The sequence below is a fragment of the Streptomyces sp. CB02959 genome (assembly GCF_002803155.1).
GTDB lineage: Bacteria > Actinomycetota > Actinomycetes > Streptomycetales > Streptomycetaceae > Streptomyces.
Genome location: NZ_NNBP01000003.1, coordinates 327,555 through 340,365 on the forward strand (window position 1 = coordinate 327,555; position 12,811 = coordinate 340,365).

The 12,811-nt window shown below is 67.9% G+C and carries 12 protein-coding genes and 1 pseudogene; 9 read left to right on the forward strand and 4 right to left on the reverse strand.

The window, feature by feature from the left end:
- Nucleotides 1–136: 136 nt before the first annotated feature.
- The gene (gene dnaN, locus CG747_RS07200; RefSeq protein WP_100600776.1) at nt 137–1,267 is read right to left on the reverse strand and encodes a DNA polymerase III subunit beta; all 1,131 of its coding nucleotides are present in this window, start codon (nt 1,265–1,267) and stop codon (nt 137–139) included.
- Nucleotides 1,268–2,243: 976 nt separating this feature from the next.
- Nucleotides 2,244–4,127 (reverse strand): chromosomal replication initiator protein DnaA, encoded by a 1,884-nt coding sequence (gene dnaA / locus CG747_RS07210; protein ID WP_100600777.1) that lies wholly within the window; start codon nt 4,125–4,127, stop codon nt 2,244–2,246.
- A 375-nt stretch (nt 4,128–4,502) separates the two neighbouring features.
- Between dnaA and rpmH the strand changes: the two genes are divergently transcribed.
- The 9 genes and pseudogenes from rpmH (at nt 4,503) to CG747_RS07255 (ending at nt 11,344) form a co-directional block, all read left to right on the forward strand.
- Nucleotides 4,503–4,640 (forward strand): 50S ribosomal protein L34, encoded by a 138-nt coding sequence (gene rpmH, locus CG747_RS07215; RefSeq protein WP_003975051.1) that lies wholly within the window; start codon nt 4,503–4,505, stop codon nt 4,638–4,640.
- 23 nt (nt 4,641–4,663) lie between these two features.
- Nucleotides 4,664–5,032, forward strand: a pseudogene (gene rnpA, locus CG747_RS07220) (ribonuclease P protein component); the annotation flags it as partial.
- Between the two features lie 86 nt (nt 5,033–5,118).
- On the forward strand, nt 5,119–5,436 hold the full coding sequence (gene yidD, locus CG747_RS07225) for a membrane protein insertion efficiency factor YidD (RefSeq protein WP_219621424.1): 318 nt from the start codon (nt 5,119–5,121) through the stop codon (nt 5,434–5,436).
- 3 nt (nt 5,437–5,439) lie between these two features.
- Nucleotides 5,440–6,564 carry a membrane protein insertase YidC gene (gene yidC, locus CG747_RS07230; RefSeq protein ID WP_100600780.1) on the forward strand — a complete coding sequence of 375 codons (1,125 nt, stop codon included), beginning with the start codon at nt 5,440–5,442 and terminating at the stop codon, nt 6,562–6,564.
- A gap of 14 nt (nt 6,565–6,578) precedes the next feature.
- The gene (locus tag CG747_RS07235) at nt 6,579–7,085 is read left to right on the forward strand and encodes a R3H domain-containing nucleic acid-binding protein (protein WP_100600781.1); all 507 of its coding nucleotides are present in this window, start codon (nt 6,579–6,581) and stop codon (nt 7,083–7,085) included.
- 133 nt (nt 7,086–7,218) lie between these two features.
- Nucleotides 7,219–7,944: a 16S rRNA (guanine(527)-N(7))-methyltransferase RsmG gene (gene rsmG, locus CG747_RS07240; protein WP_100600782.1), complete on the forward strand. Its 726-nt coding sequence runs from the start codon at nt 7,219–7,221 to the stop codon at nt 7,942–7,944.
- Nucleotides 7,945–8,250: 306 nt separating this feature from the next.
- The gene (locus tag CG747_RS07245) at nt 8,251–9,321 is read left to right on the forward strand and encodes a ParA family protein (RefSeq protein ID WP_100600783.1); all 1,071 of its coding nucleotides are present in this window, start codon (nt 8,251–8,253) and stop codon (nt 9,319–9,321) included.
- The gene (locus tag CG747_RS07250; RefSeq protein WP_100600784.1) at nt 9,318–10,418 is read left to right on the forward strand and encodes a ParB/RepB/Spo0J family partition protein; all 1,101 of its coding nucleotides are present in this window, start codon (nt 9,318–9,320) and stop codon (nt 10,416–10,418) included. Before CG747_RS07245 ends, CG747_RS07250 begins: the two co-directional genes overlap by 4 nt.
- Before the next feature lie 308 nt (nt 10,419–10,726).
- Entirely contained in the window at nt 10,727–11,344 is a 618-nt protein-coding gene (locus CG747_RS07255) for a GNAT family N-acetyltransferase (RefSeq protein WP_100600785.1), read from the forward strand.
- A gap of 108 nt (nt 11,345–11,452) precedes the next feature.
- On the opposite strand, the gene trxA is transcribed toward CG747_RS07255, so the two are convergent.
- A complete protein-coding gene (trxA, locus tag CG747_RS07260; RefSeq protein WP_100600786.1) occupies nt 11,453–11,779 on the reverse strand; it encodes a thioredoxin in 327 nt (108 codons plus the stop codon).
- Nucleotides 11,780–11,826: 47 nt separating this feature from the next.
- Entirely contained in the window at nt 11,827–12,801 is a 975-nt protein-coding gene (trxB, locus tag CG747_RS07265) for a thioredoxin-disulfide reductase (protein ID WP_100600787.1), read from the reverse strand.
- Between the last annotated feature and the right edge of the window lie 10 nt (nt 12,802–12,811).

A 12,811-nucleotide genomic window follows, 5' to 3' on the forward strand; every position in this document is an offset into this window, starting at 1 on the left:
ACCCGAGTCCGAGCCTACGCCCGAGGTCCCGTGCACAGCTGTGGGCTCAGCCGCTCATCAGGGCCTGTCAGTCAGTCACCGCAAGGGCCCCGGCACACGGCCGGGGCCCGATCGGTACGAAAGCCGTCCGGTCGCGTCAGCCCGAGAGGCGGACCGGCATGATCAGGTACTTGTAGGCGGCGTCGGCCTCGGCGTCCTTGGCCGCGCGGCCGCTGAGCAGCGCAGGCTTGGTCGACGTGGTGAACGACAGCTGCGCCACCGGGGAGTCGATGGCCGACAGGCCCTCCAGCAGGAAGCCCGGGTTGAAGGCGATCGAGATGTCGTCGCCGTCCAGGTCGGCGTCGACCCTTTCCACAGCCTGTGCATCGTCGCTGGAGCCGGCCTCCAGGATCAGCACGCCCTGCTCGAAGCTCAGCCGCACCGGGGTGTTCCGCTCGGCGACCAGCGCCACACGCTTGACGGCCTCGACGAAGGGGGCGGTCTCGATCACCGCGACGGAGTTGAACTCGGTCGGGAAGAGCGTCCGGTACTTCGGCAGGTCGCCCTCGAGCAGGCGGGTCGTGGTCCGCCGGCCGGCGCCCTCGAAACCGATCAGGCCCTCGCCCTGCCCGGAGCCGGACAGCGCCAGAGTGACGGTGTCGCCGCTGCTCAGGGACTTGGCGGTGTCCAGCAGCGTCTTGGCCGGGACCAGCGCGACCGCGGAGGTGTCGGGGCTCTCCGGCTTCCACAGGAACTCGCGGACCGCGAAGCGGTAGCGGTCGGTGGAGGCCAGGGTGACGGTGTCGCCCTCGATCTCGATCCGCACACCGGTGAGCACCGGGAGCGTGTCGTCGCGGCCGGCGGCGATGGCCACCTGGGCGGCGGCGGCCGCGAAGACCTCGGCGGAGACGGTGCCGGTGGCGGTGGGCATCGCCGGCAGGGACGGGTACTCCTCCACAGGCAGGGTGTGGAGGGTGAAGCGGGAGGAGCCGCAGACCACGGTCACCCGTACACCGTCGGTGGAAATCTCCACCGGGCGGTTGGGGAGCGCACGGCAGATGTCGGCGAGCAGCCGGCCGGAGACGAGGACGGTGCCCTCTTCCTCCACATCGGCTTCCACCGAGACCCGCGCCGAGACCTCGTAGTCGAAGCCCGAGAGGCTCAGGGTGCCGTTGTCCGCCTTCAGCAGCAGGCCCGCGAGGACGGGCACCGGCGGACGGGCCGGGAGGCTCTTGGCCGCCCAGGCCACTGCCTCCGCGAGTACATCGCGCTCCACCCGGATCTTCACCGGAAACCGCCTCCTGCTGTTGCTGGCTCTCGCCCTGCTGGCTCTTCGTCGTCGGCTGAGTTGCCGGAGACCAGTCTGACGCACGCCGCCGACAGTCGGTGCGGCTCGGGGTCAAGTCGACTCGACCGGGGCGGCGGGCTCCGGAGGCGAGTTGTGCACAGGCCCCGATTCGAAGCGCATTCCCCGGTAGATATCCGTGGTCGTAGTAGTAGGCCCTGTGGAAACCGTGGACAACTGCCTTTGCGCAGGTCAGCGTCGATTTTTTGTCCACTGCCCCTGTGGGTGGAAGCGGTGGATAAGCGGGCCTGGCTGTGGACCGCGCGAAGTTCTGCACACCCCATGCACAGGGCTGGGCTACTTCTCCCCAGTGCCATCCCCAGGATTACCCACGTTCCCCACAGCCCAACCCACCACCTTGGTGTGACCGCTTTCACTCGGCGCGGTGAGGGCGGGTGTTGCGTTGCCGAACAGTGGACAGCGGTGTGGAGAAGCCGGGGATCACTGGGGACAACGGCGCTTCACCTGTGGGCAGCCGGTGGACAAGTTCTCGACAGCCCTGTGGATGAATCCTTTGTCCACAGCCTGTGGATTGTGGTTGGCCACAATTCCACACGCGGTTGACCTCGTCCGATGGTCCGTCAGCAGACCGGCCTGTGGATCCCACAGGGATAACTTTCCTCTCCCCAGGTTGTGGACGGAAGATTCTTGCCCAATCTGTGGAGAGAGGCCGTGACCTCGCCAGGAATCGAACAGAGCCGGCGCGCTCCACAGGTTTGGGAGGGCGGCGGACAGTGCGGACGACCCGACCACCGGCCTGTGAACCGCCCCGCAATCCGCTCCGCGACGGCTCCGCGCGGTCCGCGGACGCGCCGTAGGCCCTCCACGGACGCCTCGCCGGCCCCCTACGCCGAAGGGCGCCCCGGGAGCGGATCCCGGGGCGCCCTGGTGGCGGTGGCGGCCGGCGGCAGGCCGCCCGTCAGCCGTTCTTGATGCGGTTGGTCAGCTCGGTGACCTGGTTGTAGATGGAGCGCCGCTCGGCCATCAGCGCGCGGATCTTGCGGTCGGCGTGCATGACGGTGGTGTGGTCGCGGCCGCCGAACTGCGCGCCGATCTTCGGCAGCGAGAGATCGGTGAGCTCCCGGCACAGGTACATCGCGATCTGGCGGGCCGTCACCAGCACCCGGCTGCGCGAGGAGCCGCACAGGTCGTCCACCGTCAGCCCGAAGTAGTCGGCGGTCGAAGCCATGATCGCGGGCGCGGTGATCTCCGGCGCGGAGTCCTCGCCGCCGGGGATCAGGTCCTTCAGCACGATCTCGGTGAGCCCCAGGTCCACCGGCTGCCGGTTGAGCGACGCGAACGCGGTGACCCGGATCAGCGCGCCCTCCAACTCGCGGATGTTGCGCGAGATCCGGGACGCGATGAACTCCAGCACCTCCGGCGGCGCGTTCAGCTGCTCCTGCACCGCCTTCTTGCGGAGGATCGCGATCCGGGTCTCCAGCTCCGGCGGCTGGACGTCCGTGATCAACCCCCACTCGAAGCGGTTGCGCAGCCGGTCCTCCAGGGTGACCAGCTGCTTCGGCGGCCGGTCACTGGAGAGCACGATCTGCTTGTTCGCGTTGTGCAGCGTGTTGAAGGTGTGGAAGAACTCCTCCTGCGTCGACTCCTTGCTCGCCAGGAACTGGATGTCGTCGACGAGCAGGATGTCCATGTCCCGGTAGCGCTTGCGGAACGCGTCCGCCTTGCCGTCGCGGATGGAGTTGATGAACTCGTTGGTGAACTCCTCGGAGCTCACGTACCGCACCCGGGTGCCGGGATAGAGGCTGCGGGCGTAGTGCCCGATGGCGTGCAGCAGGTGGGTCTTGCCCAGACCCGACTCCCCGTAGATGAAGAGCGGGTTGTACGCCTTGGCCGGTGCCTCGGCGACCGCGACCGCCGCGGCGTGCGCGAAGCGGTTGGAGGCGCCGATGACGAAGGTGTCGAAGAGGTACTTCGGGTTCAGCCGCGCGGTCGGTTCGCCGGGGCCGGTCGCCGGTGCGGGCTGCGCGGCGAGCGGACCGGGGGCGCCACTGGGCGCCGGCAGCGGGGATCCGGGACCGCCCGGCCGGCCACCGGGACCGAGGGGCGGAAGCTCGGGGAGCTCGCGGCGCGACTGGTCGTACGGGGAGCGCGGACCGTCCGAGGGCCGTGGCCCGCCGCGGTCGGGCCCCTGCGCGCGGTAGTCGTTCTGGTGCTGCTGGAGATGGGAAGGCGGTGAGGCGCCGTACGGCTCGCGCCACTGCTCCGTGGACGACTCGCGGTCGGGGTAGCCGCTGAGGTGCTGCTGCTGCCAGCCGTACTCCTCGCGCGGGCCGACCGCGTCGGTGCGGGAGTGCTGCGGCCACGCCCCGGGCTCGTGCCGGGGCTGTGAGTAGTCGGGGTACGCGGGGCGGACGCTGGGCAGGTCGTCGCCCTGGTGCCCGTAGCCCTGGCGGGAGTCGTGCCGCCCGTCGTAGCCGTCGTACGCGTCGTGCTGCCCGGGCTGGTGCTGGGCCGGCGGGTGCTGGGCGTGGTGCTGCGGCGGCGCGGGCGGCTGGGCCGGGGGCTCCTCGGAGGAGTCGTCGACGGTGATCGCGATCCGGATCGGCCGGCCACACTCGTGGCTGAGGGCCTCCCCGATCAGCGGCGCCAGCCGGCCTTCGAGCACGCCCTTGGCGAACTCGTTGGGTACGGCGAGCAGTGCGGTGTCCGCGACCAGCGCCAGGGGCTGGGTCCGCTTGAGCCAGTCCTGGTCCTTGGGCTTCAGGCCGTCGGCCTCGGCCCGCAGGAGGTGATCGAGTACACGTGGCCACACTGCGGCAAGATCGGCAGGTACATCAGCCACAGGGCACGCTCTCTCACAGTCCCACGAATGTGTGATTCTCAGGACGGGCGGGAAGGAATTGGAGTTCAGCCACGGTAGTCAGGGCGGGCCTGGGGATTCAAGTTGTTGTCCACAGGCTGTGCATAGTGTGTCCTGACGGAGGCTCTCCGCACCTTTCGGGAGCTGGTTTGACCGGATGGCGCGGCCCCGCGTACCGTGACCAGGTCGAGTTGTCGATGGCTGCTGCCGCCTGCCTCCGATGGGCAAAGATCGCGTTCTCGTGGTCGTGTAGCGGTGCACTCGGGCGTGGCGAGCTACTCGTGGGCGCACGGTGACAGCCAGTTGACGCCCACAAATCTGTCTCTCTAGAGACAACAAGTTTCTTGGAGCCCCCGAGTGAGCAAGCGCACCTTCCAGCCGAACAACCGCCGTCGCGCGAAGACCCACGGCTTCCGTCTGCGCATGCGGACCCGTGCCGGCCGCGCGATCCTCGCGACGCGCCGCAGCAAGGGTCGCGCCCGCCTTTCCGCCTGAGCAGCCTGACCTAGGTCCATGACGTGCTGCCTACCGAAAATCGGCTGAGGCGGCGCGAGGACTTTGCGACCGCGGTACGCCGGGGACGCAGGGCCGGGCGCCCGCTCCTTGTCGTGCATTGTCGTAGCGGTGTAACGGACCCGCACGCGTCGGGGGAACGTGTTCCCCCGACGCGTGCGGGTTTCGTCGTGAGCAAGGCCGTTGGTGTTGCGGTCGTCCGCAACAAGGTCAAGCGGAGGCTCCGCCATCTCGTGCGCGACCGGCTGGACCGGCTGCCCGCCGGTAGCCTGGTTGTCGTACGGGCCCTGCCCGGTGCGGGTGCGGCGGAGTACGACCAGCTGGCCCGCGACCTGGACGCCGCCTTGGAGCGGCTGCTGGGAGGGGCGCCGAAAGGCCGCAATCCCACCGGGGCGGTGACTGACGGTGGCTGCGCCGCCGGCCCCGGGAAACCCGGACGGGACCCGGGAGGGAGCGCACAGTGAAGTACCCGCTGCTGCTTTTGATCAAGATCTACCAGTGGACCATCAGCCCTCTGCTGGGCCCGGTCTGCAAGTACTACCCGTCGTGTTCGCACTATGGCTATACGGCCATCGACCGGCATGGCGCGGTGAAGGGGACTGCGCTGACCGCCTGGCGCATTCTGCGGTGCAACCCGTGGTCGCTCGGTGGCGTCGACCACGTCCCTCCCCGGAAGCGTCCGGTTTGGCATCAGCGGCTGAGGAGCCGTCTGGGCGGGCCCACCGTCCCTGAGCCTGTCGCCCAGCCCGAGACTCAGTCCAACGCCCAAGGAGCCTGATTCGTGGACACGATCCTCAGTCCTCTTTATTACGCAGTTTCCTGGATCATCGTCCAGTTCCACTCGTTCTACAGTTTGATCTTCAACGCGGACAGTGGAGCTGCGTGGGGTCTGTCCATCGTCTCGCTGGTGGTGCTGATCCGTGTCTGCCTGATCCCGCTCTTCGTGAAGCAGATCAAGTCGACGCGGAACATGCAGGCGCTCCAGCCGAAGATGAAGGCGATCCAGGAGCGTTACAAGAGCGACAAGCAGCGCCAGTCCGAAGAGATGATGAAGCTCTACAAGGAGTCGGGCACCAACCCGCTCTCGAGCTGTCTTCCGATCCTGGCGCAGTCTCCGTTCTTCATCTCCCTGTACCAGGTCCTCAGCCACATCGCGCAGAACAAGACCGTCGGCTTCATCGACCCCACGCTGCTGGCGAGCGCGCAGAAGGCGCACATCTTCGGTGCGCCGCTCGCGGCGAAGTTCATGGACAGCGCGGAGAAGATCCAGAGCCTCGGCGCTTCGATGACCCACGTCCGCGTGGTCACGATCATCATGATCGTCCTGATGTCGGCGTCGCAGTTCTACACCCAGCGCCAGCTGATGACGAAGAACGTCGACCTGACGGTGAAGACGCCGTTCATGCAGCAGCAGAAGATGCTGATGTACGTCTTCCCGGTCATGTTCGCCGTCTTCGGCATCAACTTCCCCGTCGGTGTTCTCGTCTACTGGCTGACCACCAACGTCTGGACCATGGGCCAGCAGATGTTCGTCATCCGCCGCAACCCCACCCCGGGCAGCAAGGCGTACACCGAGCGCCAGGAGCGGCTCCGCGCCCAGGGCAAGCTGGTCGAGAGCCCCGCCGAGGTCGCAGCGAAGCAGGCCGCCGAGGAGGCGCGCCAGAACCGCCAGCAGCCCAAGCGGCAGACGAAGGCCAAGCGTCAGACCGGCACGACTGCCGCCGCCCCCAGCGGTTCCACGCAGAACCGCACGCGGGCGAGTTCGTCGGTGTCCGACACCGAGGCTTCGCAGGACGACAAGGAGAAGGGCGGTACGCCCGGCAAGGGCGGTGCCTCCGGATCCCGTAACACCAAGTCCGGGCAGCGCAAGGGCCAGCAGCGCCCCAAGCACCCGTCCAAGAAGTAAGAAGGAGTCCTTACGTGACGGACACGACCCCTGGCACCAAGGGCGCCGACACCCTGACCCGCCTGGAGCAGGAAGGCGAGATCGCGGCCGACTACCTCGAAGGTCTGCTGGACATCGCCGACCTCGACGGTGACATCGACATGGATGTCGAGGCGGATCGCGCCTCGGTGTCGATCGTCGGCGAATCGACCAGCCGTGACCTGCAGAAGCTGGTGGGCCGGGACGGTGAGGTGCTGGAGGCGCTGCAGGAGCTGACGCGCCTCGCGGTGCACCGCGAGACCGGTGACCGCAGCCGCCTGATGCTGGACATCGCCGGCTTCCGGGCGCAGAAGCGCGAGGAGCTCGCCAAGGTCGGCGCGAGTGCGGCGGAGGAGGCCAAGAGCACCGGTCAGCCGGTGAAGCTGGACCCGATGACGCCGTTCGAGCGCAAGGTCGTGCACGACGCGGTGGCCGCGGCCGGTCTGCGGAGCGAGTCCGAGGGCGAGGAGCCGCAGCGGCGCGTGGTTGTGCTCCCGGCCTGACGCCTCGCGCTCAGTCTTTCTTTGGCCCCGTCTGCTCGCAGGCGGGGCCAAAACTTGTCAGCCTTCTGTGTTATCCCCGGTCGTAGCGCCGGGTTCCCGGCAGGAAAAGCAGTCCAGAGGAAGGGCGGTTCCCGTGACCGAGGCATCAGCGGAGCTCCCTCCCGCGCCGAAAACGGCGCAGGAGGTATTCGGCGAGCGCTTTCCGGAGGCCGTGCGGTACGGCGAACTGCTCGCCGATGCGGGTGTGAAGCGCGGACTGATCGGTCCGCGCGAGGTGCCGCGGCTGTGGGAGCGGCATCTGCTGAACTGCGCCGTGCTCTCCGAGGTGGTTCCCGAGGGCGTCTCGGTGTGTGACGTGGGCTCGGGGGCCGGGCTGCCCGGCATTCCGCTGGCACTGGTGCGTCCGGACCTCAAGATCACGCTCCTGGAGCCGCTGCTGCGGCGGACGAACTTCCTTCAGGAGGTCGTCGAGCTGCTCGGGCTGGACCACGTCACGGTCGTGCGGGGTCGTGCGGAAGAGGTCATGGGCAAGCTTCCGCAGGTGCACGTGGTGACCGCACGGGCCGTCGCGCCGCTCGACCGGCTGGCCGGGTGGGGAGTGCCGCTGCTGCGTCCCTACGGCGAGATGCTGGCGCTCAAGGGCGACACCGCCGAGGAGGAGCTCAAGGCGGCTCGTGCCGCGCTGAGCAAGCTCGGTGTGGTGGATACGTCGATCGTGCATGTCGGTGAGGGCGTGGTGGATCCGCTGTCGACCGTAGTGCGTGTCGAGGTGGGCGAGAGCCCCGGCGGGGTGCGCTTCGCCGCGAAGCGGGCGAAGGCGGCTCGTACGAGCCGGGTGTCGCGGGGGCGCCGGCGCTGAGGGCGTGCTGCGGGAGGAATCTTGGCCGGCTTCTCCGCGGTGGGCGCAGCCGTCCGCGGAATAGCGGATAGGGCGAATTCCGCAAGTGCCACATAAAGCCACAAGACGGAGTGTCGCGGCTTAATCAGACGCGGCGCTGGCATCGTGTTTCACGTGAAACGTCGTTCTCTGCTGCAAGGGATCATCGGCCGCGGTCGTGCGGCCGCCGAGCCGCACGACCGGAAACCCACACGGGTCACGAAAGTATCCACAGAAGCGGGTTCATCCACAGGAGAACGGACCTCACTGGTTCGCGATACCGAAAGCATGGCAGGCTCTCACCATTGTGAGCCTGATGTCGAGGAGAGTGAATCCTTGCGGTCCGACGCCAACATCGCGGGACCGATGACCGATCCGGTCCCCGGTCCCCGCAACGAGTCGTTCGGGGACGACGTTTCACGTGAAACGCCGCCCCTGATGGACAACACACCGGTAGGTCGCGCGGCGCAGCTGGCGGTAGGGGCCATGGGCCGCGCAGGCGAGGGGCTGCCCCGCCCCGAAGCGACCCGCGTCATGGTGGTCGCCAATCAGAAGGGCGGGGTCGGCAAGACCACCACCACCGTGAACCTTGCGGCGTCGCTGGCGCTGCACGGAGCCCGGGTGCTGGTGATCGACCTCGACCCGCAGGGCAATGCGTCGACGGCCCTGGGGATCGACCATCGCGCCGAAGTGCCGTCCATCTACGACGTGCTGGTCGAGAGCAAGCCACTCTCCGACGTGGTGCAGCCGGTGGTCGAGGTGGAGGGGCTCTTCTGCGCGCCCGCCACCATCGATCTGGCCGGTGCCGAGATCGAGCTGGTCTCGCTGGTGGCCCGCGAGAGCCGGCTGGACCGCGCCATCAAGGCATATGAACAACCGCTGGACTACATCCTCATCGACTGCCCGCCCTCGCTCGGCCTGCTGACCGTCAATGCATTGGTCGCCGGTGCCGAGGTGCTGATCCCGATCCAGTGTGAGTACTACGCGCTGGAAGGTCTGGGGCAGCTGCTGCGGAACGTTGAACTGGTGCGGGGGCATCTCAACCCCAAGCTCCATGTCTCAACGATCCTGCTCACCATGTACGACGGACGTACCCGTCTTGCCTCGCAGGTCGCCGACGAGGTGCGCACCCACTTCGGCAACGAGGTGCTCCGCACGAGCATCCCCCGCTCGGTACGCATCTCGGAGGCACCCAGCTACGGGCAGACGGTGCTCACCTACGACCCCGGCTCCAGCGGCGCGCTCTCGTATCTCGAAGCGGCCAGAGAGATTGCGCTGCGAGGGGCTTCACAGCCCGGGGAGCAGGGCCTGAGTGTGAACTACCAAGCACAGCACAGCATCTCGGAGGGGACTCAGTGAGCGAACGACGTAGGGGGCTGGGCCGCGGGCTCGGTGCACTGATCCCCGCCGCACCGCAGAGCACGGACCAGTCCGGACCAGCGGGGGGAAGGGGAACCACGTCACCGTCGTCCGTACCGGTTCTGGCTCCGGACCGCGGAGTGGCGGCCGCCAAGGTGGCCTCGCTGCCCACGCCCGGTGTTTCACGTGAAACACAGGCTCCGGCGCATGCGGAGCATACGAGCGATCTCCCGGTCGAGGTGGCCGGCGCGCACTTCGCCGAGGTGCCGCTGGACGCGATCCGACCGAACCCGCGGCAGCCGCGCGAAGTTTTCGACGAGGACGCTCTCGCCGAACTGGTCACCTCCATCAAGGAGGTGGGCCTGCTTCAGCCGGTGGTGGTCCGCCAGACGGCGCCGGGGCGCTATGAGCTCATCATGGGCGAGCGGCGCTGGCGGGCCTGCCGGGAAGCCGGTCTGGAGAAGATCCCCGCGATCGTGCGGGCCACGGAAGACGAGCGGCTGCTGCTCGACGCGCTGCTGGAGAACCTGCACCGGGCACAGCTGAATCCGCTGGAAGAGGCCGCTGCCTACGACCAGTTGCTGCAGGACTTCAAGTGCACCCATGACGAGCTGGCCGACCGGATCGGGCGTTCACGTCCGCAGGTCACCAACACGCTGCGGCTGTTGAAGCTGTCGCCGTCGGTGCAGAAGCGGCTTGCGGCAGGTGTGCTCTCGGCGGGACACGCTCGGGCTCTGCTCTCGGTGGAGGATTCGGAGGAGCAGGACAACCTGGCGCGCCGGATCGTGGCGGAGGGGCTGTCAGTCCGTTCCGTCGAGGAGATCGTGACGCTCATGGGGACGGGCCCCAAGAGTGCCGGCAAGGGGAAGAAGCCCCGGGCGGGGGCGCGGGTGTCCCCCGCGCTCACCGGTCTTGCCTCCCGGCTGTCCGACCGCTTTGAAACCCGGGTGAAGGTCGATCTTGGTCAGAAGAAGGGGAAGATCGTCGTCGAGTTCGCCTCCATGGACGACCTGGAGCGCATCCTCGGCACCCTTGCTCCGGGCGAGGGTTCCGTCCTGGGAAGCGGGTCGGCCGACGAGAGTGGCGAAGAGCAGTGAGCTGACGTGTGAGGCTCGTGGGCGAGCCGTGTTCCGGAACCGATACCGGAACACGGCTCGCCCTTTGCTTTCTGGCAGTACCCGCGCCCATAAAGGGTGGATACGATGCGATCGGGTATGGCACGCATCCACATGGAGACACCTCATATCGAGGAGAGGGCCATGCGATCAGTGAGCCGCACCGGACTGCTGGCGGCGGGGTTCGGCCTCGCAGCCCTCGGAGGGTTCGTTGGTGGTCTGCTCAGGGAGCAGGTGGCGCTGACAGCGCTGCGTGGTGCGGCAGGCGAGGGAAGCGAGGACCTGGTTCCATGGGCCGTCGGCTCGTACCGCTCACGCTGGACAACCTTCCGGATCTCCCCAAGCGCTGTCGCTCCTGTGTCTTCTGGGAGCTCGACCCCGTCAGTGGCGAGGCCGCGGTAAGGGCCGGGCGTCCCGAGCTGGAGAAGGAAGCCTGGATCTCAGCGGTGCTGCTGGAGTGGGGATCCTGCGGGCGCGTTGTCTATGTCGACGATGTGCCGGCGGGGTTCGTCATGTACGCCCCACCGGCCTACGTCCCGCGTTCCACGGCCTTCCCCACCAGCCCGGTGTCGCCGGATGCGGTGCAGCTGCTGACGGCGTGGCTGGCTCCTGGATACCAGGGACAGGGGTTGGGCCGGGTGATGGTTCAGACGGTGGCCAAAGATCTCATCCAGCGCGGCTTCAAAGCCATCGAGGCGTTCGGCGATGCTCGCTGGACTGAGCCGGCGTGTGTGCTGCCTGCCGACCATCTCCTGGCGGTGGGTTTCAAAACGGTCCGCCCGCATCCCCGTTTTCCGCGGCTGCGGCTCGAACTGCGGACCACCATCTCGTGGAAGGAAGACGTGGAGCTTGCGCTGGACCGTCTGCTCGGAGCTGTGCAGAAGGAGCCGGCGCTCCGACCGTTGTAGACGGCCGCCGCGATGTTTCACGTGAAACATCGCCATGTGTTTCACGTGAAACAGGCCCGCCCCCACGAAGGGAGCGGGCCTGTTTCACGTGAAACGTGACGGCGTGCCTCAGGCGAGGTAGTCCGCGAGGTCGCGCTCGATGGCGGCCTTCGGCTTGGCGCCGACGATGGTCTTGACGACCTCGCCGTCCTTGTAGACGTTCATGGTCGGGATCGACATGACGCCGTACTTGGCGGTGGTCGCCGGGTTCTCGTCGGTGTTCAGCTTCGCGATGACGATCTCGTCGTGCTCGGCAGCAATGGCCTCCAGGGACGGGGCAATCTGACGGCACGGGCCGCACCAGGTGGCCCAGAAGTCCACGAGGACGGGCTTGTCGCTCTTGAGGACGACCTCTTCGAAGTTGTCGTCCGTGACGGTCACCGTGGCACCGGCCATGGCAATCTCCTTACTGGGTGGGTGGTGGGAAAGTTGGGGTGCGCGGGTCAGGCGGACGCGGTCTTCTCCGGCTCGGCCGTGGCCTCGCCGTCCGAGAGCGACGCGAGGAACCGCTCGGCGTCGAGGGCGGAGGAGCAGCCCGTGCCGGCAGCGGTGATCGCCTGGCGGTAGGTGTGGTCGACGACATCGCCGGCCGCGAAGACGCCCGCGAGGTTCGTCCGGGTACTGGGCGCATCGACCTTGAGGTAGCCCTCGTCGTCGAGGTTCAGCTGGCCCTTGAACAGCTCGGTGCGCGGGTCGTGACCGATCGCGATGAAGAGGCCGGTGACCGGAAGCTCCGAGTTCTCGCCGGTCTTGACGTTGCGCAGCGTCAGACCGGAGAGCTTGTTTCCGCCGTGAATCTCGGCGACCTCGCTGTCCCACACGAACTTGATCTTCGGGTCGGCGAAGGCGCGCTCCTGCATCGCCTTGCTCGCCCGCAGGGTGTCGCGGCGGTGGACGACCGTGACGGACTTGGCGAAGCGCGAGAGGAAGGTGGCCTCTTCCAGCGCCGTGTCGCCGCCGCCGATAACGGCGATGTCCTGGTCCTTGAAGAAGAACCCGTCGCAGGTCGCGCACCAGGAGACGCCACGGCCGGACAGCTCGTCCTCACGCGGCAGACCGAGCTTGCGGTGCTGGGAGCCGGTGGCGACGATGACCGCCTTGGCGCGGTGCACCGTGCCCACGGTGTCGGTGACGGTCTTGATCTCCTCGCTGAGGTCGACCGAGACGATGTCGTCCGGCACCAGCTCGGCGCCGAAGCGTTCCGCCTGGGCGCGCATGTTGTCCATCAGATCCGGACCCATGATGCCGTCGCGAAAACCGGGGAAGTTCTCCACATCGGTGGTGTTCATCAGCGCACCGCCGGCGGTGACGGCGCCTTCGAAGACGAGCGGCTTCAGGGACGCGCGGGCGGTATAGAGCGCTGCGGTATAGCCCGCGGGCCCGGAGCCGATGATGATCACGTTGCGGACGTCGCTCACGGGTGTCTTC

Coding starts and splice junctions, on each gene's coding strand:
- CG747_RS07255 (WP_100600785.1), top strand. CDS start 10,727: ATGGGCCGTCGGCTCGTACCGCTCACGCTGGACAACCTTCCGGATCTC.
- CG747_RS07245 (WP_100600783.1), top strand. CDS start 8,251: ATGGCAGGCTCTCACCATTGTGAGCCTGATGTCGAGGAGAGTGAATCC.
- trxA (WP_100600786.1), bottom strand. CDS start 11,779: ATGGCCGGTGCCACGGTGACCGTCACGGACGACAACTTCGAAGAGGTC.